The organism is Pedococcus sp. P5_B7 (assembly GCF_054049895.1).
In genome coordinates this window covers 108,145-133,702 of sequence record NZ_JBFULM010000005.1, presented here as the reverse complement: position 1 = coordinate 133,702, position 25,558 = coordinate 108,145, and the positions used below count along the sequence as shown (strand labels likewise).

The following is a 25,558-nucleotide window of genomic DNA, read 5'->3' as shown; positions in this document are numbered from 1 at the left end:
TCGACCATGAGGAAACCGGGTTTCGGTACTAGCCCAGGTGCGCGGGACGAACGGACCAAACCGGTGCAACTCACCCGAGAAGGCGGCCGTCGACTCCCTCAGAGCTCGATCTGACCGCTCTTGTATGCCGCGGTGACGGCCGCCGTACGGTCGGTCACCCCGAGCTTCTCGAAGGCTCTCAGCAGGTGGGTCTTCACGGTCGCCTCGCCGATGTGCAGCTCGCGTCCCACCTCGGCGTTGGACATGCCCTTGGCCACGCACTGGAGCACCTGCGCCTCCCGATCGGTCAGGGTCGGGCCCACAGGGGTGCGCAGGCGGCTCGCGAGCCTCGCCACCACCGGCGGGGCGAGCACGGTCTCGCCTCGAGCCGCCCGACGGATGGCGTCGGCCAGCGTCTCGCGGGGGGCGTCCTTGAGCAGGTAGCCGTTGGCACCGGCCTCGACCGCCCGCACGATGTCTGCGTCGGTGTCGTAGGTCGTGAGCACCAGCACCGCAGGGGCCGGAGGGGTGGCCAGCATCTTCGCCGTCGCCTCGGGCCCGTCCATCACCGGCATCCGCAGGTCCATCAGCACGACGTCCGGGGTGAGCCGCGCGGCGAGCAGCACCGCCTCGGCGCCGTCTGCAGCCTCGCCCACTACCTCGAAGTCCGCGTGCTCCGACAGCATCGCGACCAGGCCCATCCGGACCACCGGGTGGTCGTCGACCACCAACAACCGCAACGTCATCGGGGCACCTCCACCCTCAGCCGGGACCCCTCGCCGGGACTGCTGTCGACGTCGAACCGACCGCCCACCTCGGCGGCCCGGGCGGTCGCGCCGTCGAGCCCGTAGCCACGCGCCTCCGCGCCCGGTTCGAACCCGACCCCGTCGTCCGACACCGCCAGCGCGACCGGGCCGTCGGGCGGGTAGGTCAACGAGACCTCGAACGTCGTCGCACCGGAGTGCCGTCGCACGTTAGACAGACCCTCCTGCGCGGTCCGCAGCAGCACGACCTCGGAGTTCGCGGAGAGCACGACCGGCTCACCCTCCACCCGGAGCGTGCCTGTCATCCCGCTCTCGGCCGAGACCGCGTCGACCAGCCGTTGCAGCGCTTCCGACAGGGTGCGCGACTGCAGGTGGCCAGGGGTCATCTCGGCGACGATGAGTCGTGCCTCCGACAGGTTGTCGGCGGCGGTCTGCTCGATCAGGTGGAGGCGTTCACGCACCGCAGCCAGGTCGCCGCGGTCGAGGGCGAGCTCCGTGGCCCGGGCGAGGGTGACGACCGACGTGAAGCCCTGGGCGAGGGTGTCGTGGATCTCGCGGGAGAGCCGCTCGCGCTCACCCGCCACCCCCTGGGCCCGCTCGGCCGCGGCCAGCTCGTCCTGGGTGCGGTGGAGCTCGTCGATGGTCCGCGCGCGGGTGTCGGCCTCGCTGATGATCCGGTCGATGAACAGGCCCAGCGTCAGCGACAGCACCAGCATGATCACCGTGCTGATGGCGATCCCGACGAAGTCGTCGCCGGTGCCTGGTCCCTGCCACAGGCGCGCCAGCCCGATCCCGACGACGGCCAGGACCACCGTCATCGCCGCCTTGTTGCGCGGCAGGATCGCCCAGGTCTGCGGGAAGAGCCCGAAGGACAGGATCCACGCGGTGCCGGTGCCGTCCAACGCCATCAGGACGATCATCAGTCCCCACGCGATGGCCATGTAGGTGAGGCCGGCCCGCACGTCACGCTCGCCCATGCCGCGGCGGCCCCACCCGGCATACGCGGCGCCGATGGCGACCACGCAGGCGATCCGCCAGGCGAGGTACGGCTGGTCCTCCGCCAGCATCACCACGATGGTCGTCACGACCAGGACGGCGAACAGCCCGTGCCACCAACGCAGCTGGCCGCGCCACATCTCGTCGAGGTCGTCGGAGGACGACCCCTGTTCAGAGCCGCAGTCCGCGGGCCCGATGATGCCGTTGGCGCTCACGGGACCATCATGTCGTGCCGCGCTTCGTCCAGCGGAACGTCCGGGCGCAGACGACCAGGCCGGCCACCAGCCAGATGGCGAGCACCAGGGCGGTGCGGCTGTGCTCCCACGTGCCGGCCATCTCCTGGGTCTGCCAGTCGTCGGGGAAGAAGACCGAGCGCATGCCCTGGGCGATCCACTTGAGCGGGAAGATCGACGCCACCTGCTTCAACCACTCGGGCAGGTCGGTGAAGGCAAAGTAGACGCCCGAGATGAACTGCAGGATGAGGGTCGGCGCGATCACGATGGCACCGACCGAGCGCGACGAGGACGCCAACGAGGAGAACGCGATCCCGAGCACGGTGCCCGACGCGACCCCCAGCAGGAACACCCACACGAAGGTGGCCCAGCTCCCGGCGTCGGTGGGCAGCTGCACCCCGAAGCCGAGCTTGGCGACGGCGATGAGCAGCGCGAACTGGGCGAGGCTGGTGCCGGCCACGAGCCCGACCTTGCCGAGGAAGTAGGCGACCGGCGGCATCGGCGTCGACCGCAGCCGCTTGAGGGTGCCGTCGTCCCGCTCGATCGCGACGCTGAGGGCCATCGACTGGAAGCTGGTCAGCATCACGCCGGCCGCGACCATCCCCGGGAGGAAGAAGCGGGCTGCGTTCACCCCGGCGGCTTCGGCGTCGGCGTCGCCGAAGCTGTCACCGAAGATCACCGAGAACATGCTGAGCATCAGGATCGGGAAGACGAAGGAGAAGAACACCGCCTCCTTTTCGCGGAAGTACATCTTCAGCTCGAGGACCGTGCGGTCCCAACCGATGGCGACGGCGTTCACGCGACGACCTCCAGCTCGGGCTCGCTGCCGGTGGCGGCGAGGTGCGGTGCGATCAGGGACAGGTAGGTGTCTTCCAGCGACGGGCGGGTCACGGTCAGCTTGGGCACCTCGCCGAGCTCCGCGCCGAGGCGCGAGACCAGCTGCGTCGGCGTGCTCGTCTGCTCGGTATGCCGCGTGCCTGCGGCGTCCTCCCAGGTCACCGTCGCCAGCGAGGAGGACCGGCCGCCGAGGTTGGCCGGGGTGTCGAGGGCGAGCATCCGGCCCGCGGCGATGACGCCCACGCGGTCGGCGAGCTGCTCGGCCTCGTCGAGGTAGTGGGTGGTCAGCAGGATCGTCGTGCCCCCATCGGCCAACGACCCGATCAGCTCCCAGAAGTCGCGGCGGGCCTGGGGGTCGAACCCCGTGGTGGGTTCGTCGAGGAAGAGCAGCTCGGGGGTGCCGATGATGCCCAGTCCCACGTCGAGGCGGCGGCGCTGGCCGCCGCTGAGCTTGCCGATCCGGTCACCGGCCTTGTCGGTGAGCCCGACGGCGGCGATCACCTCGTCGACGTCGCGAGGGGTGCGGTAGACCTTCGCAGTGCTGGCCAGGGCCTCGCGAGGAGTGATCAGGTCGAGCCCGGTCGTGGACTGGAGGACGATGCCCAGCCGGTTGCGCCAGGCCAGCCCTGCCGTCTGCGGGTCCTCCCCCAGCACCGACACCGTGCCGCCATCACGCTTGCGGAAGCCCTCGAGGATCTCGACGGTCGTGGTCTTGCCGGCGCCGTTCGGGCCGAGGAGGGCGAACACCTCCCCGCGCTGGATCTGCAGGTCGATGCCGTCGACGGCGGCGCGGTCGCCATAGGTCTTGCTCAGGCCGCTGACGAGGATGGGTGCATCGGGTGCTGACATGGCTCCAGCCTGCCCGCACTCGGGCCCCTCGCGTCAGCCCCGTGCGGTTGACCCGCCGTCCACCATCCGGTGGACCCCATCATTATCGGGTCTAGGAACTTTGTTGCGCTTCACCCGACAACGCAAGTCGGGTGAAGCGCAACCTTCCTCCTAGACCCGATAAAGGTGTGACGGGATGTCAGGGCTGGGTGGGGGGAGGCGTCTCAGCGGGGGGCGTGGGCTCGGCCGCGGGGGCGGGGGCCGGGGCGCCGGCTGGCGTGCCCCCGGCATACCCACTGGGCGGCGGGATGGTCGCGTCACGCTGGCCGAAGTCGACCTTGACCGGGTCGCGCTCCTCGCCCTCCACCTCGAAGTACTCCGCGCGACCGATGTTGAACAGGCCGGCGATGATGTTGGACGGGACGGTCTCGACCTTGGTGTTCAGCTCGCGCACGTTGGCGTTGTAGTAGCGCCGCGCGGAGGCGATCCGGTCCTCGGTGGAGGTGAGCTCCTGCTGGAGGGCCAGGAAGTTCTGGTTGGCCTTGAGGTCGGGGTAGGCCTCGGCGACGGCGATGAGCCGACCGAGCGCCTGGCTCAGCATGCCCTCGGACTGCGCCTGCTGGGCCGGGCTCTGACCACCGGCCATCGCGGCGGAACGCGCCTTCATGACGTCTTCGAGCGTGCCCCGCTCGTGGGCGGCGTAGCCCTTGACCGTCTCGACGAGGTTGCCGATCAGGTCATGGCGCCGCTTGAGCTCGACGTCGATCTGGCGCCAGGCCTCCTGCACGAGGTTGCGCAGCTTGATCAGCCCGTTGTAGACGCCGACCGCCCACAGGACGACCAGGACGAGCACGACGGCGATGATGATCCAGACCCACATGAGCAAACCCCTTGTCTTGGGCGGCGTTCCTACCGCGGTGCAGCCGTGCGCCGCGGCATCTGTGGTGCAGCCTAGGCCAGACCGAGTTCCTCGAGGCTGTAGACGAAGCGGTACTCGATCCCGGCATCCTCGAACCGCTGGGCCGCACCGGTCGCGCGATCGGCGATGGTCGCGATGGCCACGACCTCGGCACCGGCCTCGCGAGCCGCTTCCACGGCGTCGATCGGCGAGTTGCCGGTGGTCGTCGTGTCCTCGACCACGACCACGCGACGTCCCTCGACCGAGGGCCCCTCGATGCGCTGCTGCAGGCCGTGCGCCTTGCCGGCCTTGCGCACGACGAACGCGTCCTTGCGATCATCCGCGGCCGCGCTGGCGTGCAGGATCGACGTGGCGACCGGGTCGGCGCCGAGGGTCAGTCCGCCCACGGCGTCGTAGTCCAGGTCGGCGATGAGGTCACGCATCACGATCCCGACCAGGGGCGACGCCTCGCCGTCGAGGGTGATGCGGCGCAGGTCGACGTAGTAGTCGGCCTCCTTGCCGGACGACAGCGTCACCCGGCCGTGCACGATGGCCTTGTCCTTGATGATGTCGAGCAGGCGGGCGCGGGCGGCGGCGGTGTCGGTCACGGTTCGTGAGCCTACCGATCCGGGTCCGCCAATGGCTCGCAGACCTTGCGGCGCAGCTCGGCCTGCCTAGGGTGGACGGCATGGCCTGGACCCCGCCGCAGCTCACCGGCCGCATGGCGGACGCCGCCGCCGCCCTCCTCGAGGCGCTCGACCCCGGGCAGCGTCAGGCACTGGCGGCTGACCTCCGGGATCCCGGCTTCCGCGAGTGGTCCTACCTGCCCGGCCCGCGGGCAGGTCTGTCGCTCGCCGACCTGACGCCACCCCAGCGGGAGGCTGCCCTGACCCTGCTCGACACCGGGTGCAGCGCCGCCGGCGCCCAGACCGCCCGGGCAGTCATCGAGCTCGACCTGGTCCGCAGGCAGCTGGGGGGAGGAGAGCCCGAGCCGGGTGACGACCGGTTCTGGTTCCGCGTCTTCGGCACTCCTGCGGCGGACGGCCCCTGGGCGTGGCGGGTCAACGGTCACCACCTGGCCGTCCACGTCACGGCGTCAGCGGCCGAGCTCGCCGTGACGCCGAGCTTCTTCGGGTCGGAGCCGGCACGGGTGCTGTCCGGTCCGAGGGAGGGGCTCCGCGTGCTGACCGCCGAGGAGGACCTGGCCCGCGACCTGCTCGCCTCGCTCGACGAGGGGCAGCGGCATGAGGCCATCACCTCCACGACCGCCCCGCCGGACATCCTCACCCGCATGGACCCGGTCGCCGACCCGTCCCGCATCAGCGCCGGCATCGGCCACGGCGACCTGGATGCCGAGCAGCAGCAAGGGCTCCAGCGGCTCGTGCGCCACTACTTCGGCCGCACCCCCGAGGACGCGGCGGCCGCAGCGTGGGCGGCAGCCGACGGCGCCGGGCTCGACGCGATCCGCTTCGCGTGGGCCGGTGGGCCGAATCCCGGTGAGGGGCACTACTACTCGGTGCTGGGCCCGACGTTCCTGCTCGAGTACGACAACACGCAGGACGGCGCCAACCACATCCACAGCGTGTGGCGCGACCTCACCGACGACTGGGGCGTCGACCTGCTGGCCCGGCACTACGCCGACGGTGGCCACTGACCGAGGCGGGTATGCCGCGTGGCTGGGCCACGCGGCATACCGGACCTCACTTGCCGGGGCGGTGGACGCTGCCGGCGCGACGCCGGACCAGCGAGCGGGGCACGACGCGCAGGGCCGCGACGATCGCCTTGTACTGGGGCGACGGCACCGAGACGACCCGGCCCCTGGCGACGTCGTCGAGGCAGTCGCGGACCAACCGGTCGGCCTCGAGCCACAGGAAGTCGGGGATGCTCGACATGTCGACGTTCGCGCGCTGGTGGAACTCGGTGTGGGTGAAGCCGGGGCAGAGCACCGTAGCCGAGACCCCGCTGCCCTTCAGCTCGGCGGCCAGGCCCTCGGTGAAGACGGTGACGTAGGACTTGTTGGCCGAGTAGGTGCCCGAGGTGATGAAGGAGGCGACCGACGAGACGTTCACGATGGCGCCGTGGCCGCGCTCGCGCATGGCGTTGCCGGCGGCGTGGGACAACACGAGGACCGCCCGGCACAGGACGTCGAAGTTGGCCTCCTCCTCGGTCACGTCGTGGCGCAGGAACGAACCCTTGAGGGAGTAGCCGGCGTTGTTCACGAGGAGGTCGACGGGGCGGGCCCGGTCGGCGATGCGCTCGGCGACCTTGCCGGTCTCGGCCCGGTCGGCGAGGTCGGCCACGAGGATCTCGGTGGCGACCCCGTACTTCGCCCGGAGCTCGTCGGAGACGTTCTCCAGCCGCGGCCGGTCGCGCGCCACGAGCACCACGTCGTGCCCGCGCTCCGCGAGGAGGTGGGCGAAGGACAGGCCGATCCCGGCCGTGGCGCCGGTGACGAGGGCAGTGCTCATGACGCCACTGTAGGCCGGTCCGCATAGGGTTGCCTGCGTGCGTATTGCCACCTGGAACGTCAACTCGATCCGCTCCCGCATCGACCGCGTGGAGGCCTGGCTGCAACGCAGCGACGTCGACGTCCTCGCCATCCAGGAGACCAAGGCCACCGACGCGCAGTTCCCGTTCGACCGGTTGGCGGCGCTCGGCTACGAGGTCGCGCACCACGGCCTCAACCACTGGAACGGCGTGGCGATCGTGTCCCGGGTGGGCATCGAGGACGTCAGCCCCTCGTTCGCCGACGCGCCGGCGTGGGGCGATCCGCCGGTCGTCGAGGCCAGGGCGCTGACGGCGACCTGCGGCGGCGTCAGGGTCACCTCGGTCTACGTGCCCAACGGCCGCCAGATCGAGGACCCCCACATGGTCTACAAGCTCGACTGGCTGGCCCGGCTGCGCGACCGGGCCCAGCAGTCGGTGGATGCGGGTGAGACTGCCGCGATCATGGGCGACTGGAACATCGCGCCGCAGGACGAGGACGTCTGGTCGATGGAGTACTACCTCGACAAGAGCCACGTCTCCCCCGGCGAGCGGGCCGCATTCCAGGCGATCCTCGACGCCGGCTTCGTCGACGTGGTCCGGCCGCACACCTCGGAGCCGGGCACCTTCACCTACTGGGACTACACGCGACTGGCCTTCCAGAAGCGCCGTGGCATGCGGATCGACTTCATCCTCGGCACGCCGGCCTTCGCCGAGCGGGTCAGCGGAGCGGCCATCGACCGCGAGGAGCGCAAGGGCAAGGGCGCCTCCGACCACGCGCCGGTCGTGGTCCAGCTCGACGAATGAGCGGCGAGCCTGCCCGCGGGCGCCACAAAACTTACCGTCGGTAATAATGGCGGGATGAACCCCCGCTCCTTCACCGTCGCCACCGACGACGGGACCCTGCTGCGGGTGCAGGAGCACGCCGGCGCGAAGGACCGACCCACCGTCGTGCTCGCGCACGGCTGGACGCTCACCCGCGAGTCCTGGCTGCCGGTCGTCGGCCCGCTCGTGGCCGCGGGGGTCCGCGTCGTGACCTACGACCAGCGCGGGCACGGCGCGTCGAGTCCCCTGCGCGGCGCCGCATCCGTGCGGATGCTGGGCGACGACCTCGCAGCCGTCCTCGACGTCGTGGCCCCGCACCGCCCGGTCATCCTGGGCGGCCACTCCATGGGTGGCATGACCGTGATGGCGTATGCCGGGCTGCACCCCGACGACTTCCGCTCCCGGGTGGTCGGCGTCGTGCTGGTGTCGACCAGCGCCGACGACCTCCAGAACCGGCTCCGGGCGGTCGAGGCCAGGGCCATGGCCGTCGCCGCGAGGCTGCCCCGCATCCCCGCTGGGCGGTTCGTGACGCTCAAGGGCCAGCGCCGCCTGCTCTTCGGCGCCGACCCCGACCCGGCCCACGTTCAGCTGACCCGCGACATGGTGGCCGGGACGTCCCTGCCGACGATGGGCCGCTTCTTCGGGGCCCTGGGCGAGCACGACGAGAGCGAGGCACTGGAGGCGCTTCGCGGCATACCCACGCTCGTGCTCGTGGGCGACCGCGACAAGCTCACTCCACCCCGTCACTCACACCGACTGGCCGAACTGGTGCCGCATGCCGAGGTGCGCGAGCTGCCCGGGCGCGGTCACATGCTGATGTACGAGGCCACCGACGAGGTCCTCGACGCGTTCCAGTCGGTGCTGGACGAGGCCGTCACCGGCCGGGCTCGCTGACCGGGCCGCCGCCGGACGACCAAGGTGGGCGTCAGCCCTGCCGGGCCGTGCTCAGCGGCGAGCCGGACGGCGCACCCTGGTCGTCCGCCGGTCGACGCCGCAGCCCGAGACCGAGCGAGGCGACCGCGCCGAGTGCCGCGGCCACGGCCGCACCGAGGAACACCGTCTGCACCTGGACGATGCCGGCCGCGAGCAGCGCCTTGGTGTCGGTCTGGTCGGGCAGGGCCGCCACGGTCTCGTAGTAGCGGTGCAGCCCGATCGCGGTGAGCAGCGCGAGCCCGACGACCATCCCGACCATGCGCGCGACGACCACCAGGGCTGAGGCGACCCCGTGCGCGTCGGCCGGCGCATCGGCCAGGGCCGCGTTGTTGACCGGCGCGAGCGCAAGGCCGATGCCCAGACCCACCAGCACGAGGACCACCGTGGCCGTCGGACCGTCGAGCGAGCCGTCCTCCCAACCACTCATGATGACGAGGCCGACGGTGGCCACCAGCAGCCCGACGCCGCTGACCAACCCGTCACCGCACCGGCGCAGCGACCACCCACCCAGCAAGGCACCCACGGGCACCGCCAGGAGGAAGCGCACGAGGACGAAGGCGGCGACCGTCTGCGAGTCGGTCAGGGTCAGGCGGGCGAGCACCGGCACGTCGACGATCACCGCGACCAGCGCAGCCCCCACCATCAGGCTGACCACGAGCGAGGTGCGCGCCCGACCCCGGACGACGCCGCGGGCGACCAGGGGCTCGGCGGCGGTGCGGTGCCGCCAGAGGTAGAGGCCGAGGGCGACCGCACCGACCGGGAGCAGGGCGAACCCGAGCGGGCCGACCACCTCGCGCTCGGGGTGGCTCGCGGCGAAGGTCAGCACGACGCTGCCCAGGGCGAGGCCGAGCAGCAAAGCACCGGGCAGGTCGGCCCGGCGCAGCAGACCCCACCACCGGGGCGCGGTCACCGCCACGAGGGCGACGACGAGGAGCAGCGCCACCAGTCCGATCGGCGTCAGGACGCGTGACGTCGAGTCGCCGAAGGGCACGAACGGCACCCCCAGCGTGACGTCCGTCGCGAGCCGGGCCGGTGCGGCCAGCGCGAGCCCGCCCACGACCAGGGCCAGCGCACCCAGCGCGAGGGGTATGCCGCGTGGTCGCTGCAGCGGCTGCCCTCCCACCGTCACGACGGCGGCGGCGAGGACGAGCCCGGCGACCACGTTGAGCCAGAAGATCATCCGCCAGTCGGAGACCGCCAGCACCGCGGCGCCGAGGACCGGCCCGAGGACGCTGCCGACCTCCTGCACGGCGCCCACCACGCCCAGCGGGGTGCCCCTGCGCTCAGCCGGCCAGAGGTCCGCGACGATGGCGAGCGTCGCGGGGACGAGACCCCCGCCGCCGATGCCCTGGAGCACGCGTCCGGTCACGAGCACGGGCAGCTCGACGGCCAGCGCCGTGATGGCGGATCCCACGACGAAGATCATCAGGCAGGCCACCAGGATCCGTTGCCGCGCAACGAGATCCGCCAGTCGACCGATGAGGGGTAGCACGGCGATGTAGCCGAGCAGGAACCCGGAGATGATCGGAGTGGCCTTCTGGAGCGCGTCGATGCCGAGGCCGACCCCGGTCATCATGTCCGTCAGTGCCAGCACCACGACATAGGTGTCGGCCGCGGCCAGCGCCACCGCCACGGAGGCCGTGGCGAGCAGCGCCCTAGGGGCGGGTGATCGCAACGGGCTGCGCCAGGCTCGTGAGCCGCAAGGAGTAGGTCGAGGTGGACCCCTCGTAGAAGGGACCCTTGAGGAGCACGGTGCGGAGCTGCTTCTCCGCCGTGACGCCGTAGGTCACGTCAAACGTTCGCTTGCGGACACCGATGACGAACAGGTCGGCGACGGCGTCACCCGGCACCGTGCCGGTGAACGTGGTCAGCACCTCCGACCCGTCACGCACCTGGCCGCCCTTCTCGGGCGCCTGGGTCTTGCCGATGAGGCTGGTGATGCCCGTCTCCTTGTTGAAGAGCTGGGCCGGGTTGGGGGCGCCGTAGGTCGCCGGGTCGATCTTGTTGTAGCCGGGGGTGAAGAACTTCATGTAGACGTCCTGCTCCACCGCGATCACGTCGACCGTGCCGGTCACCCCGGCGACCGTCGCGTTGAGGGTGCCCTTGAAGGACGGGGGCGTGAAGGCCCCGGTGCCCTTGGCCCCCGAGACACCGATCGCCTTGCTGGGCAGGCCGGTGGCCTCGAGCGTGAACGCGACGGCCGGGCTCTTCTCGAGGTTGGTGCGCGCTGCCGCCAGCTGCTCGGCGGGCGTGCCCTCCTTGGCCGGGGCGTCGTCTCCGGACGAGCACCCCACGAGGGCGAGCGCCACGAAGGTGAGTGCGGTGCCGGCGATGGCGATTCCCTTGAGGCGCATGACCCGAGGGTAGTCGGAGGGGGCCGCTCCCCATGGTCGCAACGCCAGACCCCGCCCTGGCGTTCGAGCGAACCGGCACCAGCCGGCATACCCGAGTTGGGCCCGCCCCCTAGGGGAGGCGGGCGTCGTCGCCGGGGTGGACCCGCAGCCAGCGGTAGCCGTAGCCGTCCAGGGCGAGCGTCACGCGGCCCCCGTCGTCGGTCCGCTGCTCGCCGGCCTGCAGCAGGTCGACGAGCAGGACCGCGCCGTCGGCGACCGCGAGGTCGACCTCCACGGGCTCCGAGGAGAGGTTGTGCACCGCGATGACCGCGGCGTCCTCCCAGGCCGACCGGTGCGCCAGGACCGCGGGGTCCGGCTGCGGCAACACCTCGAAGGTGCCCCACCCGAGCTCGGGACACGACCGGTATGCCGCGATGAGCCCGCGCATGAAGCTCCAGAGCGAGTCGGGGTCACGCCGCTGCTGGGCGGCGTTCACGTGCGCAGGTCCGTAGCCACCCTCCACCACGCGGCTGACCAGCTTCCGTGGCGGCGCGGTCGAGAACCCGCCGTTGCGTCCCGCAGTCCACTGCATCGGGGTGCGGACCGCCATCCGTCCTTCCGCCGAGAGGTCCTCGCCCATGCCGAGCTCCTCGCCGTAGAAGATGGTGGGTGTCCCCGGCAGCGAGAACAACAGGGCGTAGACGAGGCGCAGCCGGCGGGGATCACCGTCGAGCATCCCGGGCAGCCGCCGCTTGAGACCGCGCCCGTAGATCTGCATCTCCGGCGCTGGGCCGAAGGCGTCGAAGACCTCCTGCCGCTGGGCGTCGGTGAGCTTGTCGAGGGTCAGCTCGTCGTGGTTGCGCACGAAGGTCGCCCACTGGCAGGACGGCGCGATGGCGGGCCGCTGGCGCAGGGCCTTGGCCAGCGGACGAGCATCTTCCCGCGCCAGGGACAGGTAGAGGTTCTGCATCGAGATGAAGTCGAACATCATGTGCAGCTCGTCGGCCGCGGTGCCGCCGAAGTACTTCTTCTGGTCCTTGTGCGGCAGGTTGACCTCGCCGAGCAGGATCGCGTTTCCCTTGCGGCGGTTGACGAACGCACGCAGGTCGCGCAGGTACTGGTGTGGGTCGGCCGGCACGTCGGGTCGTGCCGGGTCGGCCGCGGCGGTCTCGACGTCGTCGATGAAGAAGGGGACCGCGTCGACCCGGAAGCCGTCGAGCCCCAGCTCGAGCCAGAACCCCATCGTCCGGGCGATCTCGTCCCTGACGTCCTGGTTCGCGACGTTGAGGTCGGGCTGGTAGCGGTAGAAGTGGTGCAGGTACCACTCCCCGGTCCGGGGGTCCTTCTCCCAGATGCTGTCCTCCAGGTCGGGGAAGACGACCTGGTCCGAGCTGTCGGGCGGGGTGTCAGGACGCCAGACGTACCAGTCGCGGTAGCGGTTGTCCTTGCTGCGGCGGGCCGCCTTGAACCACGGGTGCTGGTCGGAGGTGTGGTTGATGACGACGTCGGCGATGACCCGGATGCCGCGGTCGTTCGCGGTGCGGATCACCTCGACCAGCTGGCCGTGGGTCCCCAGCCGGTGGTCGACGCCGTACAGGTCGGTGACGTCGTAGCCGTCGTCGCGATCGGGAGTGGGGTAGAACGGCATCAGCCACAGGCAGGTCACCCCCAGCTCGGCCAGGTAGTCCACCCGCTCGGCGAGCCCTCCCAGATCGCCGATGCCGTCACCGTCGGAGTCGTAGAAGGTCTCGACGTCGAGGCAGTAGATGACCGCGGTCTTCCACCACTGGTCGCTCGTGTCGGTCACGCGCATGGTCAGCTCCCAGTGCTCAGGGCGGGAAGGACGTGCTCGCCGAACGCCTCGATGAAGGCGTCCTGCCGTTGTCCCACGTGGTGCAGGTAGAGGTCGTCGAAGCCCAGGTCGGCGTACTCGGCGAGCCACTCGCGGTGCTGCGCGAGGTCCGCCGAGACCCGGACCGCGTCGCGCACGGCGTCCGGCTCGACCTGGCCCCACAACACGTCGAACGCCTCGGCGGTCTCGACGTCCCACGAGATGGGAGGTCCGAAGACGTTCCCGGCCCACTGGTCGTGCGCGACGGCGAGGGCCTCGGCCTCGGTCGGGGCCCAGGACAGGTGGACCTGCAAGGCGGTGCGACCGCGCCCACCAGCGCTCCGGTAGGCCGCGAGCACGTCGCGCAGGGTCTCGACCGGTTGGTTGACGGTGACGAGGCCATCGGCCCAGGCGGCGACCCGTGTCGCGCTGTCGACCGACACCGCCGGCCCCACGAGCAGCGGGACGGGATCGGGCAGGTCCCAGAGCGTCGCGCGGTCGACCGTCACCAGGCCGTCGTGGCTGACCTCCTCACCGGCGAGCATCCGCCGGATGACGTCGACGCACTCCTCGAGCCGCTGGGTACGGACCTCCTTGCGCGGCCAGCGGTCACCGGTGATGTGCTCGTTGCTCGCCTCGCCACTCCCCAGTGCCACCCAGAACCGGCCGGGGAACATCTGGCCCAGCGTCGCGATCCGCTGTGCGTGGACTGCGGGGTGGTAGCGCTGGCCAGGCGCCGTGACGCAGCCGAGCGACAGGCCGGTCGTGGCGAGGGCGGCGCCCAACCACGACCAGGTGTAGCCGCTGTGGCCCTGTCGGGTGCTCCACGGCGAGAAGTGGTCGGAACACATCGCCATGGCGAAGCCGGCCCGTTCGGCGTGCTGCACGTCGTCGAGGAGCTGGCGTGGGCTGATCTGCTCGTGCGAGGCGTGGAACCCGATCCGCGTCATCCCCCCACCTAAGCGGAGAAGCGGTCACACCGCACCTGACCAGCGGGTATGCCGCGGACTGGGCCCAGCGGCATACCCGCCGGTCAGCCCACGTCCTCGGGCGTCGCCTCGTGCCCGGGCTCGCCCTCGGTACGCCGGTCGGCCTTCATCTCGGCCTCGTAGACGTGCCGGCGGCCCTGCATCAGCTCGTCGCGCACCTTCTTCTCCAGACGCTTCCACGTCGCGTAGTAGCCGTCCTCGAAGTCCTCGACGACCTGGAAGGTCCAGCGACCGACCACGACGTTGCGGCCGACCAGCTCGCGGTCCAGCTGGTCGGCGAGCTCGAGGTGGCCGGCCTTGCGCAGGAGCTCGACGGCGTCGCCGAGGGCGAGGTCCGCCGAACCCGTGAGACGGTGCAGGCCGTAGAGCCGGCCACGCACCTCCTCGATCGTCTCGAACGCCTCGCTCAGCTTGCCGACCGCCTCGACCGTGGCGTCGTCGACGCCGTCGGGACGACGGTCCAGTCCCTCTTCACCTGCCGTCATGCCCTCAGTCTGCGCACTGAGCCGGCGAACCGCAGGTCGGGCGCCTGAGACGTCACCAGCGCCGCGGCCCAGGCACCCGACCCGGTCAGCGCAGGACGAGGGTGTCCGCGGTCTCGTCGAGGTCGACCGTCACCGTGTCACCGTCACGCACCTGACCGCCGAGCACGGCCTTGGCCAACCGGTCGCCGATCTCCTTCTGGACCAGCCGGCGCAACGGGCGCGCGCCGTAGGCCGGGTCGTAGCCGGTGATCGCCAGCCACTCCCGCGCGGCCTCGGTGACCTCGAGGGTGATCCGGCGGTCGACCAGCCGGGTGGCCAGCTCGCGGACCTGGAGCTCGACGATGTGGGCCAGCTCGGCAGACGTGAGGGCGTCGAAGATGACGATCTCGTCGAGCCGGTTGAGGAACTCGGGCTTGAAGCTGGCCCGCACGACCCCCATGACCGCATCGCGCCGGGCCGAGTCCTCCATCGTCGGGTCGACCAGGAACTGGCTGCCCAGGTTGCTGGTCATGACCAGGATGACGTTCCGGAAGTCGACGGTCCGACCCTGGCCGTCCGTGAGCCTGCCGTCGTCGAGCACCTGCAGCAGGATGTCGAAGGTCTCCGGGTGCGCCTTCTCGACCTCGTCGAGCAGCACCACCGAGTAGGGACGACGGCGGACGGCTTCGGTGAGCTGACCGCCCTCCTCGTAGCCGACGTAGCCCGGAGGAGCTCCGATGAGGCGCGCGACCGCGTGCCGCTCGGCATACTCGCTCATGTCGAGGCGCACCATGGCGCGCTCGTCGTCGAAGAGGAAGTCGGCCAACGACTTGGCGAGCTCGGTCTTGCCGACACCGGTCGGTCCGAGGAACAGGAACGACCCGGTCGGCCGGTTGGGGTCGGCCAGCCCCGCACGGGACCGACGGACGGCGTCGGAGACCGCCGCGACGGCGGTCGACTGCCCGATCAGCCGCGAGCCGATGATCGACTCCATCGAGAGCAGCTTCTCGGTCTCGCCCTGCAGGAGGCGACCGGCCGGGATGCCGGTCCACGCCGAGATGACCTCGGCGATGTCGTCGGCGCCGACCCGCTCCTTGACCATCAGGTCGCCGTTGCGCAGCCCGCTGGCCACCTCGTCCTCGTTGGCTTGCGCCAGCGCCTTCTCCAGCTCGGGGATCTCGCCGAACTCGATCCGGCTCGCGGTCTCGAAGTCATACTCGCGGCGGGCCTTCTCCAGCCTGGTCCTGGCCTCGTCGATCTGGGTCTTGAGGTCACCGACCCGGTTGAGGCCGCTCTTCTCCGACTCCCAGCGGGCGTTGAGGGCGGCCAGCTCCTCCGACCGGTTGGCCAGGTCCTCGCGGAGCCGGGCGAGCCGCTCCACCGAGGCGTCGTCGGTCTCGCGCTCGAGGTGGAGCTCCTCCATCTTGAGCCGGTCGACGGCACGTCGGAGCTCATCGATCTCGACCGGGCTCGAGTCGATCTCCATCCGCAGCCGCGAGGCGGCCTCGTCGACGAGGTCGATCGCCTTGTCGGGGAGCTGGCGGCCACTGATGTAGCGGTCCGAGAGGGACGCCGCGGCCACCAGGGCGGCGTCCTCGATCTCCACCTTGTGGTGCGCCTCGTAGCGCTCCTTGAGCCCGCGCAGGATAGCGACGGTGTCCTCGACCGAGGGCTCGCCCACGAAGACCTGCTGGAAGCGCCGCTCGAGGGCGGCGTCCTTCTCGATGTGCTGGCGGTACTCGTCGAGGGTGGTCGCCCCGACCAACCGCAGCTCGCCGCGCGCCAGCAGCGGCTTGAGCATGTTGCCGGCGTCCATCGCGCCCTCGCCGGTGGCCCCGGCCCCGACGACGGTGTGCAGCTCGTCGATGAACGTGACGACCTGCCCGTTGCTGTCCCTGATCTCCTCGAGGACCGCCTTGAGGCGCTCCTCGAACTCGCCGCGGTACTTCGCCCCGGCGACCATCGCGCCGAGGTCCAGGCTGATCAGCCGCTTGTCGCGCAGCGACTCCGGCACGTCGCCGTCGACGATCCGCTGCGCCAGTCCCTCGACCACGGCGGTCTTGCCGACACCGGGCTCGCCGATGAGGACGGGGTTGTTCTTGGTGCGACGGGACAGCACCTGCACGACCCGCCTGATCTCGGAGTCGCGCCCGATCACCGGGTCGAGTCGGCCGTCCCGCGCGGCCTGGGTCAGGTCGGTGCCGTAGGTCGCGAGCGCCTCGCCTCCCTCGACCGGGGTCTCGCTGGTCACGCTGCGGCCACCGCGGGTCGCCTCGATCTTGGCCTCCAGGTCCTTGGCCCCACGCTTCTCGACGGCGGCCAGGTGGCCGGTCTCGGCGAGGGCGAGCAGCAGCAGGTCGAGGGCGAGGTAGGTGTCGCCCTCGGCGCGCATGAGGGTGTCGGCCTGCTGGAGGACAGCCAGCGCCTCACGACCGAAGGTCGGCGGCTGCGTCGCGCCGGAGGTCTTCGGCAGGGAGCGCAGCCGGGCATCGGCTTGGCCGAGCACGTGAGCGGCGCCGGTGCCGGCAGCTGCCAGCAGGGTGTCGGCCTGCGCCGTGTCGAGCTGCACGATGGCGCTCGTGAGGTGGTCGGGGGTGATCTCGGGGTGGCCGGCGCTCTGGGCGGCTCGCTGAGCCAGCGCGAGCGCCTCGGCCACCTTGGCGGTGGGCTTCAGCTCCATGCGTGCGTCTACTCCTCGGTGGATGAGTTCGGGTGGGGTTCCCTCAGGACAACCGGTCCAAAGTTGAGTGTATTCCACTCAACCTCGTGCTGGGGACCCATCAGCCGATCGGTTGATACTTCAAAAAACGCCGCGCGTACTCATGCAGATGGATTAGTTCTTGTGTATGAGCTCATGTATCGTCCTCCGCTTGCAGGGACTTACCCCCCGGAAGGACCTTTCGTGAACAGGCCATCGGCCCTGCCTCGGTATGCCCCCCGCCACCGCGCTGAACGCGGTTCGGCAGCCCATCGCTTCGCTGCCCTGGCCCTCTGTGTCCCCCTCGCCGCCACGGCTGGACTGGGGACCATCGTCCCCGCCTCCGCGGCGACCACCACCACCCGCACCGCCGACACCGCAGGCTCCCTGGCCATCGGCAGCGCCGGGTACGCCATCCCCTCAGGCGCCGTCTTCGTGTCGACCGCCGGGAGTGACTCCTACAGCGGCACGGCCACGAAGCCGGTGCGCACCATCGCCCGCGCGATCGCCCTCGCCCCGTCCGGCGGCACCGTGGTCCTGCGCAAGGGCACCTACCACGAGACCGTCACGGTCACCAAGAAGGTGACGATCCAGAACTACCCGAAGGAAGCCGCCTGGCTCGACGGCTCGGTCGGTGTCACCGGCTGGGTCAAGGACGGCGTCACCTGGCGGCACGACAAGTGGACGCCGCGGTTCGACGCGAGCGTCGGGTTCAGCAAGGGTGACCAGGACGGCACCGGTCCGGGTTGGCAGTACGTCAACCCCGCGTACCCGATGGCTGCCCACCCCGACCAGGTCTTCATCAGCGGCGTGCAGCAGCGCCAGGTCGCCTCTCGCGCCGCCGTCGCGGCCGGCAAGTTCTTCCTCGACACCGCCACGTCCAAGCTCTACCTCGGCAGCGACCCCACGGGTCGCAGCGTCCGCGGCACCACCCTCGCCAAGGCGATGAGCATCCGTGCCGCCGGCACCGTCGTCCGGGGCATCGGCATCCGCAACTACGGGCCGAGCATCTGGCACATCGGGGCGGTCACGGTCGAGAGCCCGAGTGTCCGCATCGAGAACGTGGTCATCCAGGACTCGGCCACCATCGGCCTCGGCGTCATCGCGTCGGACGCGGTCATCAACCGCACCAGCGTCCTGCGCGCCGGCCTCCTCGGCCTGCACGCCGCGACAGCCGACCGCATCCAGGTGCTCCGCAGCCGGCTGGACGGCAACAACTGGGAGCGGTTCAACAGCGCGCCCGTCTCCGGCGGCATGAAGGCCGGGCGGTCGCGCGGCGTACTGGTCAAGGACAGCTCGATCTCGAGCAACCTCGGCCACGGCTACTGGTCGGACGTGTCGGTCTACGACACCAAGCTGGTCAACAGCAACTTCATCAAGAACTCGGCCACGGGCATCTTCCTCGAGATCTCGGCCCGGGGGACCGTGGTCAACAACCTCATCGACGGCAACGGCGCCGAGGGCATCAAGATCAACAACACGAGCACCGTGCTGATCTACAACAACACGGTGCTCCGCAACGCCCGGCCGATCAACATCGTCCAGGACTCCCGCACCAAGGCCAACACCTCCTACGGCGACGACACGCGCTATCCGAACGATCCCGAGATGACGTGGCTGGTCGGACCCGTGACGGTCCGCAACAACGTCCTCGGCATCCCCAACACCCGCGCCAACTGCGTCCTGTGCGTCGAGGACTACACCCACACGCGGACGGCCGCACAGATGGGCGTCACGAGCAACGGCAACGTGTTCAACCGCGCTGACACCGCCGACCCCGACTGGCTTACGGTCTGGAGCCGGGGCGCGACCAACGTCAACCCGGCCGTCTACGGCACGCTTGCGGCGCACCGTTCGGGCACGGGTCAGGACAAGTCCAGCCTCGCGTACGACGGGTTCTACGCCGTCTCGTCCACCGGGCACCTGTCCGGCGCAGCGCAGGCCAAGGCGGGCACCGTCGCCGTCGGCCTCCCGTCCTCCCTCGCCACCTTGTCGGGCCAGACCGCCGGCTCCAAGTGGCTGGGCGCCTGGGGGCGCTGAGTCTCCCGCCGCAACGGCCGCACGAGCGCCGGCACTGCCGTGTCAGCCCTCGTGCGGCACTGCGACACGCCGAGAGAACCAACGACACGCCGAGAATTCGTCCCCGTACATCACAAACTGATAACGTCCGCCGCTTGCAGGGACGACCTCGCAGGGAAGACCTGGAAGGACACTCCACCTCGTGACCCGGCCCCCGGCCCCGACGCCACACCCCCGACACTCAGCCCCCCGACACTCAGCCCCCCGACACTCGAGCCCCCGACACCGCGCACCCCGACGCATCACCCTCAGCCGACCTCTCCTGGTCGCCGGCTGCGCGGCCCTGGCCCTCACGGTCACCACTCCCGCCCTTGCCGGAACCTGGACCGACCCGAGCAGCCCGACGAGCAAGACCAAGCCGCCCAAGCCGCACCGCAGCCTCGCCACCTCGACGGCCACCTCGACGGCCACCTCGACGGCCACCTCGACGGCCACGGCGACCCCCACGGCGACCCAGACCGCCACCTCCACGGGGCCGGTGGTGTCATCGACGACGAGCACCACGACCCCGTCGAGCACCGCGACCAGCAGCCCCACGACCACCACGGCCCCCGCGCCGGCGGGTGGCCGCGCCGCTGACAGCGCGGGCGCCGCGGCGGTCGGCACCGCCACCTATGCCGTCCCCGCAGGTGCGGTCGTGGCTTCGCCGAGCGGCGACGACGCGGCAGCCGGCACCACCGGCGCCCCCGTGCGGACGATCGCCCGTGCCCTGGCCCTGGCGCCTGATGGTGGAACGGTCGTCCTCCGGGGCGGCAGCTACCACGAGACGGTCACGATCTCGCGGGGCGTCACCCTGCAGAACTATCCGGGCGAGGCCGCCTGGCTCGACGGCACCAGCGCCGTCGAAGGCTGGGTGCAGGACGGTTCGGCCTGGCGGGTCGACGGCTGGACGACTCGCTTCGACGCCAGCGTCGGCTTCAGCAAGGGCGACACCGACAGCACCTCGCCGGGCTGGCAGTACGTCAACCCGGCCCACCCGATGGCGGCCCACCCCGACCAGGTCTTCGTCGACGGAAGCCAGCTGCGCCAGGTCGCCTCGAGGTCGGCCGTCGTGGCCGGCACCTTCTTCCTCGACGAGTCGACGTCGCAGCTCTACATCGGCACCAACCCGTCCGGCCGCGACGTGCGGGCGGCCACGCTCGCCAAGGCCCTGAACGTGCGCGCCTCAGGCACGACCATCCGCGGCATCGGCGTGCGCCGCTACGCACCGAGCATCTGGCAGATTGGCGCCGTGACGGTCGAGCAGCCCAAGGTACGGCTCGAGCAGGTCCGCATCGAGGACAGCGCGACGATCGGCCTGGGCGTCATCGCCTCCGACGTGGTCATCGACCACACCAGTGTGCTGCGCGCCGGTCTGCTCGGTGTCCACGCCGCGACGGCCGACCGGATTCGCGTCGTGGCGAGCCGGTTCGACGGCAACAACTGGGAGGAGTTCAACAGCGCACCCGTGTCCGGCGGCATGAAGGCCGGCCGCTCGCGAGGCGTCACGGTGATCGACTCGAGCATCTCCGACAACCTCGGCCACGGGTACTGGTCTGACGTGTCGGTGTACGACACCAAGATCCTGAACAGCAACCTCGACAACAACACCGCCACCGGCGTCTTCCTGGAGATCTCGGCACGGGGCACCGTGGCCAACAACCTGATCATCGGGAACGGCGCCGAGGGCATCAAGGTGAACAACATCAGCACTGTGGACATCTACAACAACACGGTGGTCCGGAACGCCCGGCCGATCAACATCGTGCAGGACTCCCGGACCCCGGCGAACACGTCCTACGGTGATGACTACCGTTACCCCAACGACCCGGAGATGACCTGGCTCGTGGGACCGGTTACCGTGCGCAACAACGTGATCGGGCTGCCCAACGGCAACGCCAACTGCGTGCTGTGCGTCGAGGACTACACCCACACCCGCACCGCTGCGCAGATGGGCGTGACGAGCAACGGCAACGTGTTCAACCGGGCTTCGGCAACCACCCCCGGGTGGCTCACCGTATGGAGCCGCGGCGCGGAGGCCGTCAACCCGTACGTCTTCGGGACCCTCGACGCCTTCCAGTCCGGGACCGGGCAGGACACCAGCAGCCTCGACTACGACGGCTCTGTGGTCGTCAGCACCACCGGCGCACTGACCGGTACCGCTCAGGGGCAGGCCGGTTCTGTGGCAGCGCCTCTGCCCAGCAGCATCGCCACGCTCATCGGCCAGCCAGCCGGCGCGCAGCACCTCGGGGCCTGGGGCCGGTAGCCCCGAGCTCCTCCATGCGGGTGGCCGGCAGCTGATCCTGCCGGCCATCCGTGGTCCGCTGCGCATCGCGGACGGTGACCCCACGGCATACCGTGGGGTCGGCGAGTGTGAGTGCGGACGCCGGCGCGCAGCGGGCCCGACGGAGCTCAGCCTGCCGCGACGAACTGGCGGACCGCGTCGAGCGCCACCAGGTGCCCTCCGCGCAGCACCGGGGCGTCGGCCACCCCCGTCGGCACGACCTTGGGGTGCACCGGCGCGATGCTCGCGACTGCCTCGGCGACGGCAGGGCATCGATCCCCGTCCCGCCACGCTGGTGCCCGCGATCATGACCGGCCTCCTGCGCGACGGACTCGGCTTCAGCGGCCTGGCGCTCTCGGACGGCCACGAGATGGGCGCCGTCGCGGGGCCGCTCGGGGTCGCGGAGGGGGCGGTCCAGGCGGTCCTGGCCGGCGTCGACGCGTTGTGCATCGGCGGAGGACTCGCCGACGCCGAGACCGTGGACACCGTGGCCGCGGCACTCGTGGGTGCCGTCGAGTCGGGGCGCCTCCCCCCTTGAGCGGCTCACCGAGCCGTGGGCGACGACACCCCCTCTGGCCTCACGACGGCGGTCGCGCGCAGGTGGCCCGGGCTCTCACCGCTGCGGATCACCGACGCCGCGGGCGTTCCCGCCGGACTGGCCGCGGCCGTCGGACGCCCGGTGTGGGTCGTGGTGCGTGACCCGCACCGGCACCGGTGGATGGGCTCCCTCGTCCAGCAGATCGTGCGCGCCCGACCCGACTCAGTCGTCATCGACACCGGGTGGCCCGGATGGTCACCGCCTCAGGGCACGACCCACGTGGTCACGTACGGCGCGTCGTGGGCCAGTGGCGAGGCCGTGGTCGACCTGCTCGCCCCCTGAGCAGCGCGACTCCTGGCCACAGGCGTGCAGGCGCAGGGTCTCCTGAGCGTCCCGCGCGGGGCGCGCGGGGCGCGCGGGGCCGCAGGTGCGGTCAGGCAGGGGTGGCCGGGTCGGGGTCGTACCAGCCGCCATGCTCCTCGGCGAGGGCGCTGAACCGGTCACGCAGCCCGGACTCGACCGGTCCGGACTCGTCGGCGACCATCTCCTCGACGACGTGGACGGCCCACTCGTGGTCCTCGGAGTCGTCCTCCCCGGCCAACGCCTCCCGCACGACGCGGACCTCGGAGAACCCCTCGTGGGCCAGCTCGGCGGCCACGTCGTCGGCGGTCTCACGGTCGGGGAAGACCAGCAGGTGCTCACTCACAGGACGAGTATGCCGCGGGGCGGCGTCAGTCGGCCCACCGGCAGGCGCGCCGCAACCGGGCCCGCTCGGCCGGGGCGGCGTGGGTGAGCCGGAACCGCACCCACCGCTCGGGCACCTTCATGTGCCAGACGAAGTCGTCCCAGTCGGTGGCGAGGGAGAGCCGTCGTTCCATGACGTCGAGGGGCATCGCCCGTCGGGCCGCCTCGCGCTCCACCCTGCGCTCGGTGGCCGAAGCCGTCCAGCCGCTGCACTCGACGTCGCCCCGCTCCGCGTGGACCAGCTCGTGCCACAGGGAGCAGCGCTCCTCCTCGAGGCTGCGACCGGAGCGCAGCACGATCGCCCGACGGCCGTGGTAGTAGCGACCGGGCTCGGCGATGGGCTGTCGCACCAGCACCACGTCGCGCATCTCGCGCAGCACCGCCCAGGGGTCAGGTACCCCGGATGCGTCGCTCGATGGCGTCAAGCCTGCTCCTCACGTCGTCGATCAGCGCGAGGACCTCCTCGTCACTGACCCCGGACCGGACCCGCTGACCCGGGGCGGTCACGTAGCCCCCATCCTGCGCCGGCCCACCGACAGGCTCACCACGGTCGTCCAACCCGAGCACCTCGAGCACCTTGGCTCGCTTGACGTCCTGGACCCCGAGCCCGTCCTCCACGCGCTTCCACGTGATGGAGGAGATGCGCGCCTCCCTGGCCGCCTGCTCCTTGCTCCACCCGTGGCCGAGACGGGCCCGTTCGACGCGTTGGCCGAGGCGTTCGAGCTGCTCACGATTCATGCTGCGCATCTTGCCAGTCACACCCAGTCACTTCTAGTCCTGCTCAGTCACGGATCGGCCCGCCAAGACCGTCGGCTCCGCCACTGTGTGAGGCAACACCCGGGGCAGCCGACGCGATCACGCCCCATTCTGGTGACACCTGTGCAGAACTCTTGCCGGACCAGCCGTTCCTGACTATGTTCATGGCCATGCCTAGGGAAACACCCCCAAACCACGTGATCGAGGTGCACGGCTACGCACTGCGAGTCATCCGACGGGCCAGGGGTCGTGCGGTGGCTGACCTCGCCGCGGCCGTGGAGGTGGACCCGTCCTACATCCGGCACCTCGAGAACGGCAGCAAGTTCCGCGTCAGCCCTGAGGTCTACGCCGCGCTGCTGCGCGAGCTGCAGATCGAGGACTACCGGGCACTCCTGGCCACCGCGCCGCTGCGCGACGAGGTGTCCGCCTGACCTGCCCGGCTCCTCCCCCAAGCGCCGGTGCATGCCGAGAGCCCCCACCCTGCTGCGAGTGGGGGCTCTTGGCATACCGGGAAGCGGGGATGTGGGAATGCGGATGCCGCGGGCCAACCGGTGTGGGTCAGGGTTGGCTCGGGCGCCAGACCACCAGGGCCTGCGAGCGCTGCATCCGGGGCCGCTGCCCGGCCCGCACCGCGATCACGTCACCCGTCGGACCGACGGCGAACACCCGGGAGGCCGACCGCGCCTGGGACGAGCGCCGCGAGCGTTCCAGCTCGTCGGTGAGCTCGAGCACCCGACCGCGCAGGGCAGCCACCTGGTTCTCGAGCTCCAGGATGCGCTGGATGCCGGCGAGGCTGACGCCCTCCTCCTGGGAGAGGCGCTGGACCTCCCTCAGCATCGCGACGTCGCGCCCGGAGTAGCGCCGTCCCCCACCGCGGGTCCGCGACGGGCTGACCAGGCCGAGGCGGTCGTACTGCCGCAAGGTCTGCGCGTGCATGCCGGCCAGGGTGGCCGCGACCGAGATGACGAAGATCGGGGCGTCGTCGTCAGGCGAGAACGAGCGGGGGTCGTCCACGACCGGTCACCGCCTCGCGTTGGCGAAGAGCTCGGCCCGCGGGTCGAACCCATCGTCGAGGGTCTGCAGGGTCTGGACCGCGGCCATCGCCTCGTCGGACAGCCGCTGCGGCACCACGATGCTGACCTTCGCCATCAGGTCACCCGGCTTGTCCTTGACCGGCACGCCACGGCCCTTGATCCGCAGCACCCGGCCGCTGGGTGTGCCGGGTGCGACGCGCACCTTGACGGTCGAGCCGTCGAGGGTGGGCACGGCCACGGTGGCGCCGAGGGTCGCCTCGGCGAAGGTCACCGGGAGCTCGATGGTGAGGTTGTCGCCTTCCCGGCCGAAGACCGGGTGCTTCTCGACCGCCACGGTGAGGATGAGGTCGCCCGCGGGAGCCCCGGAGTCGCCGGGCTGGCCCTTGCCGCGCAGGCGGATCTTCTGTCCGTCCCTGACCCCGGCCGGGATCCGGGTGGTGATCTGGCCGCCACCGGTGGTGCTGAGGGTGACGGTGGCACCCTCGACGGCGTCGCGGAACGGCAGGCTCGTGCGCGCGGTCAGGTCCGCGCCCTTGCGCGGTCCCTGGGGAGCGCGGAAACCCGTGCCCCCGTATGCCGGGCCGCCGCCTCCTCCGAACATCCCACCGAGGATGTCCTCGAGGTTGGGTTCACCGCCGCCACCGGTCGAGTACCGCACGCGGGCGCCGCCTCCGCTGCTCCCGCCACCGAACATCGAGGAGAACACGTCGTCGAAGCCACCCGCTCCGCCGCCGGGACCACTGGCGGTGAACCGCGCGCCGCCCCGGGCCATCTGGCGGACGGCGTCGTACTCCCGGCGCTTCTCGGGGTCGGCCAGCACCGAGTTCGCCTCGCCGATGTCCTTGAACCGCTGCTCTGCAGCCGTGTCCCCGGGGTTCTTGTCGGGGTGGTGGGTGCGGGCGAGCTTGCGGTAGGCCTTCTTGATCGCCGCGTCGTCGGCGTCCTGGGGGACGCCGAGGATCGCGTAGAAGTCCTTCTCGAACCAGTCCTGGCTAGCCATGTCGGCGCCCTCCTTCCTGCGTGGTGCTGGTTTCGTCCGGCCGGTCGGCCCG

At 71.1% G+C, this 25,558-nt stretch carries 26 protein-coding genes; 8 read left to right on the top strand and 18 right to left on the bottom strand.

Annotation, left to right across the window (positions count from 1 at the left end):
* Window positions 1–98 precede the first annotated feature (98 nt).
* The 6 genes from ACXJKD_RS12910 to pyrE all read right to left on the bottom strand — a co-directional run bounded on the left by ACXJKD_RS12910 (window position 99) and on the right by pyrE (window position 5,143).
* A complete protein-coding gene (locus tag ACXJKD_RS12910) occupies window positions 99–725 on the bottom strand; it encodes a response regulator (protein ID WP_457255015.1) in 627 nt (208 codons plus the stop codon).
* Window positions 722–1,954, bottom strand: a complete 1,233-nt coding sequence (locus tag ACXJKD_RS12905) for a sensor histidine kinase (protein ID WP_457255014.1) — start codon at window positions 1,952–1,954, stop codon at window positions 722–724. The genes ACXJKD_RS12910 and ACXJKD_RS12905 overlap by 4 nt, the downstream gene beginning before the upstream one ends.
* Before the next feature lie 7 nt (window positions 1,955–1,961).
* The gene (locus ACXJKD_RS12900; RefSeq protein WP_457255013.1) at window positions 1,962–2,771 is read right to left on the bottom strand and encodes an ABC transporter permease; all 810 of its coding nucleotides are present in this window, start codon (window positions 2,769–2,771) and stop codon (window positions 1,962–1,964) included.
* Entirely contained in the window at window positions 2,768–3,658 is an 891-nt protein-coding gene (locus ACXJKD_RS12895) for an ABC transporter ATP-binding protein (RefSeq protein ID WP_457255012.1), read from the bottom strand. The genes ACXJKD_RS12900 and ACXJKD_RS12895 overlap by 4 nt, the downstream gene beginning before the upstream one ends.
* A gap of 178 nt (window positions 3,659–3,836) precedes the next feature.
* Window positions 3,837–4,517, bottom strand: coding sequence for a LemA family protein (locus ACXJKD_RS12890; protein ID WP_457255011.1), 681 nt, complete (start codon window positions 4,515–4,517; stop codon window positions 3,837–3,839).
* 71 nt (window positions 4,518–4,588) lie between these two features.
* Window positions 4,589–5,143 (bottom strand): orotate phosphoribosyltransferase, encoded by a 555-nt coding sequence (gene pyrE, locus ACXJKD_RS12885; RefSeq protein WP_457255010.1) that lies wholly within the window; start codon window positions 5,141–5,143, stop codon window positions 4,589–4,591.
* Window positions 5,144–5,223: 80 nt separating this feature from the next.
* Here pyrE and ACXJKD_RS12880 point away from each other — a divergent pair, with 80 nt between their 5' ends.
* Window positions 5,224–6,189 carry a DUF3500 domain-containing protein gene (locus ACXJKD_RS12880; RefSeq protein ID WP_457255009.1) on the top strand — a complete coding sequence of 322 codons (966 nt, stop codon included), beginning with the start codon at window positions 5,224–5,226 and terminating at the stop codon, window positions 6,187–6,189.
* Between the two features lie 46 nt (window positions 6,190–6,235).
* On the opposite strand, the gene ACXJKD_RS12875 is transcribed toward ACXJKD_RS12880, so the two are convergent.
* Window positions 6,236–7,003, bottom strand: coding sequence for an SDR family NAD(P)-dependent oxidoreductase (locus ACXJKD_RS12875; RefSeq protein WP_457255008.1), 768 nt, complete (start codon window positions 7,001–7,003; stop codon window positions 6,236–6,238).
* Between the two features lie 37 nt (window positions 7,004–7,040).
* On the opposite strand from ACXJKD_RS12875, the gene ACXJKD_RS12870 reads away from it, so the two are divergent.
* The gene (locus ACXJKD_RS12870) at window positions 7,041–7,826 is read left to right on the top strand and encodes an exodeoxyribonuclease III (protein WP_457255007.1); all 786 of its coding nucleotides are present in this window, start codon (window positions 7,041–7,043) and stop codon (window positions 7,824–7,826) included.
* A 54-nt stretch (window positions 7,827–7,880) separates the two neighbouring features.
* Window positions 7,881–8,738 carry an alpha/beta fold hydrolase gene (locus tag ACXJKD_RS12865; protein WP_457255006.1) on the top strand — a complete coding sequence of 286 codons (858 nt, stop codon included), beginning with the start codon at window positions 7,881–7,883 and terminating at the stop codon, window positions 8,736–8,738.
* A gap of 31 nt (window positions 8,739–8,769) precedes the next feature.
* Here the strand turns inward: ACXJKD_RS12865 and ACXJKD_RS12860 are convergent, their stop codons facing one another.
* The 6 genes from ACXJKD_RS12860 to clpB all read right to left on the bottom strand — a co-directional run bounded on the left by ACXJKD_RS12860 (window position 8,770) and on the right by clpB (window position 17,074).
* On the bottom strand, window positions 8,770–10,452 hold the full coding sequence (locus ACXJKD_RS12860; protein WP_457255005.1) for an MFS transporter: 1,683 nt from the start codon (window positions 10,450–10,452) through the stop codon (window positions 8,770–8,772).
* The gene (locus tag ACXJKD_RS12855) at window positions 10,433–11,131 is read right to left on the bottom strand and encodes an LppX_LprAFG lipoprotein (protein ID WP_457255004.1); all 699 of its coding nucleotides are present in this window, start codon (window positions 11,129–11,131) and stop codon (window positions 10,433–10,435) included. The genes ACXJKD_RS12860 and ACXJKD_RS12855 overlap by 20 nt, the downstream gene beginning before the upstream one ends.
* A 109-nt stretch (window positions 11,132–11,240) precedes the next feature.
* Window positions 11,241–12,923, bottom strand: coding sequence for an alpha-amylase family protein (locus tag ACXJKD_RS12850; RefSeq protein WP_457255003.1), 1,683 nt, complete (start codon window positions 12,921–12,923; stop codon window positions 11,241–11,243).
* Between the two features lie 2 nt (window positions 12,924–12,925).
* The gene (locus ACXJKD_RS12845) at window positions 12,926–13,891 is read right to left on the bottom strand and encodes a TIGR03885 family FMN-dependent LLM class oxidoreductase (protein ID WP_457255002.1); all 966 of its coding nucleotides are present in this window, start codon (window positions 13,889–13,891) and stop codon (window positions 12,926–12,928) included.
* Window positions 13,892–13,974: 83 nt separating this feature from the next.
* Complete coding sequence (locus tag ACXJKD_RS12840) at window positions 13,975–14,415, bottom strand: hypothetical protein (protein WP_457255001.1); 441 nt, start codon at window positions 14,413–14,415, stop codon at window positions 13,975–13,977.
* Between the two features lie 85 nt (window positions 14,416–14,500).
* Entirely contained in the window at window positions 14,501–17,074 is a 2,574-nt protein-coding gene (clpB, locus tag ACXJKD_RS12835; RefSeq protein ID WP_457255000.1) for an ATP-dependent chaperone ClpB, read from the bottom strand.
* A gap of 222 nt (window positions 17,075–17,296) precedes the next feature.
* On the opposite strand from clpB, the gene ACXJKD_RS12830 reads away from it, so the two are divergent.
* The 4 genes from ACXJKD_RS12830 to ACXJKD_RS12815 all read left to right on the top strand — a co-directional run bounded on the left by ACXJKD_RS12830 (window position 17,297) and on the right by ACXJKD_RS12815 (window position 22,314).
* Window positions 17,297–19,132, top strand: coding sequence for a right-handed parallel beta-helix repeat-containing protein (locus tag ACXJKD_RS12830; RefSeq protein WP_457254999.1), 1,836 nt, complete (start codon window positions 17,297–17,299; stop codon window positions 19,130–19,132).
* A 181-nt stretch (window positions 19,133–19,313) separates the two neighbouring features.
* On the top strand, window positions 19,314–21,416 hold the full coding sequence (locus tag ACXJKD_RS12825) for a right-handed parallel beta-helix repeat-containing protein (RefSeq protein ID WP_457254998.1): 2,103 nt from the start codon (window positions 19,314–19,316) through the stop codon (window positions 21,414–21,416).
* Between the two features lie 268 nt (window positions 21,417–21,684).
* Entirely contained in the window at window positions 21,685–21,972 is a 288-nt protein-coding gene (locus ACXJKD_RS12820; RefSeq protein WP_457255191.1) for a glycoside hydrolase family 3 N-terminal domain-containing protein, read from the top strand.
* Window positions 21,973–21,987: 15 nt separating this feature from the next.
* The gene (locus ACXJKD_RS12815) at window positions 21,988–22,314 is read left to right on the top strand and encodes a hypothetical protein (RefSeq protein ID WP_457254997.1); all 327 of its coding nucleotides are present in this window, start codon (window positions 21,988–21,990) and stop codon (window positions 22,312–22,314) included.
* Window positions 22,315–22,405: 91 nt separating this feature from the next.
* On the opposite strand, the gene ACXJKD_RS12810 is transcribed toward ACXJKD_RS12815, so the two are convergent.
* The 3 genes from ACXJKD_RS12810 to ACXJKD_RS12800 are packed head-to-tail and all read right to left on the bottom strand — an operon-like array spanning window position 22,406 to window position 23,454.
* Window positions 22,406–22,678 carry a ribonuclease E inhibitor RraB gene (locus tag ACXJKD_RS12810; protein ID WP_057376376.1) on the bottom strand — a complete coding sequence of 91 codons (273 nt, stop codon included), beginning with the start codon at window positions 22,676–22,678 and terminating at the stop codon, window positions 22,406–22,408.
* Between the two features lie 25 nt (window positions 22,679–22,703).
* On the bottom strand, window positions 22,704–23,141 hold the full coding sequence (locus ACXJKD_RS12805; RefSeq protein ID WP_457254996.1) for an ImmA/IrrE family metallo-endopeptidase: 438 nt from the start codon (window positions 23,139–23,141) through the stop codon (window positions 22,704–22,706).
* Complete coding sequence (locus ACXJKD_RS12800; protein WP_457254995.1) at window positions 23,107–23,454, bottom strand: hypothetical protein; 348 nt, start codon at window positions 23,452–23,454, stop codon at window positions 23,107–23,109. Before ACXJKD_RS12800 ends, ACXJKD_RS12805 begins: the two co-directional genes overlap by 35 nt.
* A 176-nt stretch (window positions 23,455–23,630) precedes the next feature.
* Here ACXJKD_RS12800 and ACXJKD_RS12795 point away from each other — a divergent pair, with 176 nt between their 5' ends.
* Window positions 23,631–23,903, top strand: a complete 273-nt coding sequence (locus ACXJKD_RS12795; RefSeq protein ID WP_457254993.1) for a helix-turn-helix domain-containing protein — start codon at window positions 23,631–23,633, stop codon at window positions 23,901–23,903.
* A gap of 127 nt (window positions 23,904–24,030) precedes the next feature.
* Here ACXJKD_RS12795 and ACXJKD_RS12790 read toward each other — a convergent pair whose 3' ends face one another.
* Window positions 24,031–24,486 carry a heat shock protein transcriptional repressor HspR gene (locus tag ACXJKD_RS12790; RefSeq protein ID WP_457254992.1) on the bottom strand — a complete coding sequence of 152 codons (456 nt, stop codon included), beginning with the start codon at window positions 24,484–24,486 and terminating at the stop codon, window positions 24,031–24,033.
* A gap of 6 nt (window positions 24,487–24,492) precedes the next feature.
* Complete coding sequence (locus tag ACXJKD_RS12785; protein ID WP_457254991.1) at window positions 24,493–25,506, bottom strand: DnaJ C-terminal domain-containing protein; 1,014 nt, start codon at window positions 25,504–25,506, stop codon at window positions 24,493–24,495.
* Between the last annotated feature and the right edge of the window lie 52 nt (window positions 25,507–25,558).

Bases quoted from the DNA above. Each gene is read 5' to 3' on its own strand.
- ACXJKD_RS12855 (WP_457255004.1), bottom strand. From the start codon at position 11,131: ATGCGCCTCAAGGGAATCGCCATCGCCGGCACCGCACTCACCTTCGTG.
- ACXJKD_RS12840 (WP_457255001.1), bottom strand. From the start codon at position 14,415: ATGACGGCAGGTGAAGAGGGACTGGACCGTCGTCCCGACGGCGTCGAC.
- ACXJKD_RS12890 (WP_457255011.1), bottom strand. From the start codon at position 4,517: ATGTGGGTCTGGATCATCATCGCCGTCGTGCTCGTCCTGGTCGTCCTG.
- ACXJKD_RS12880 (WP_457255009.1), top strand. From the start codon at position 5,224: ATGGCCTGGACCCCGCCGCAGCTCACCGGCCGCATGGCGGACGCCGCC.
- ACXJKD_RS12875 (WP_457255008.1), bottom strand. From the start codon at position 7,003: ATGAGCACTGCCCTCGTCACCGGCGCCACGGCCGGGATCGGCCTGTCC.
- ACXJKD_RS12845 (WP_457255002.1), bottom strand. From the start codon at position 13,891: ATGACGCGGATCGGGTTCCACGCCTCGCACGAGCAGATCAGCCCACGC.
- ACXJKD_RS12785 (WP_457254991.1), bottom strand. From the start codon at position 25,506: ATGGCTAGCCAGGACTGGTTCGAGAAGGACTTCTACGCGATCCTCGGC.
- ACXJKD_RS12895 (WP_457255012.1), bottom strand. From the start codon at position 3,658: ATGTCAGCACCCGATGCACCCATCCTCGTCAGCGGCCTGAGCAAGACC.
- ACXJKD_RS12910 (WP_457255015.1), bottom strand. From the start codon at position 725: ATGACGTTGCGGTTGTTGGTGGTCGACGACCACCCGGTGGTCCGGATG.
- ACXJKD_RS12850 (WP_457255003.1), bottom strand. From the start codon at position 12,923: ATGCGCGTGACCGACACGAGCGACCAGTGGTGGAAGACCGCGGTCATC.
- ACXJKD_RS12865 (WP_457255006.1), top strand. From the start codon at position 7,881: ATGAACCCCCGCTCCTTCACCGTCGCCACCGACGACGGGACCCTGCTG.
- ACXJKD_RS12795 (WP_457254993.1), top strand. From the start codon at position 23,631: ATGTTCATGGCCATGCCTAGGGAAACACCCCCAAACCACGTGATCGAG.
- clpB (WP_457255000.1), bottom strand. From the start codon at position 17,074: ATGGAGCTGAAGCCCACCGCCAAGGTGGCCGAGGCGCTCGCGCTGGCT.
- ACXJKD_RS12800 (WP_457254995.1), bottom strand. From the start codon at position 23,454: ATGAATCGTGAGCAGCTCGAACGCCTCGGCCAACGCGTCGAACGGGCC.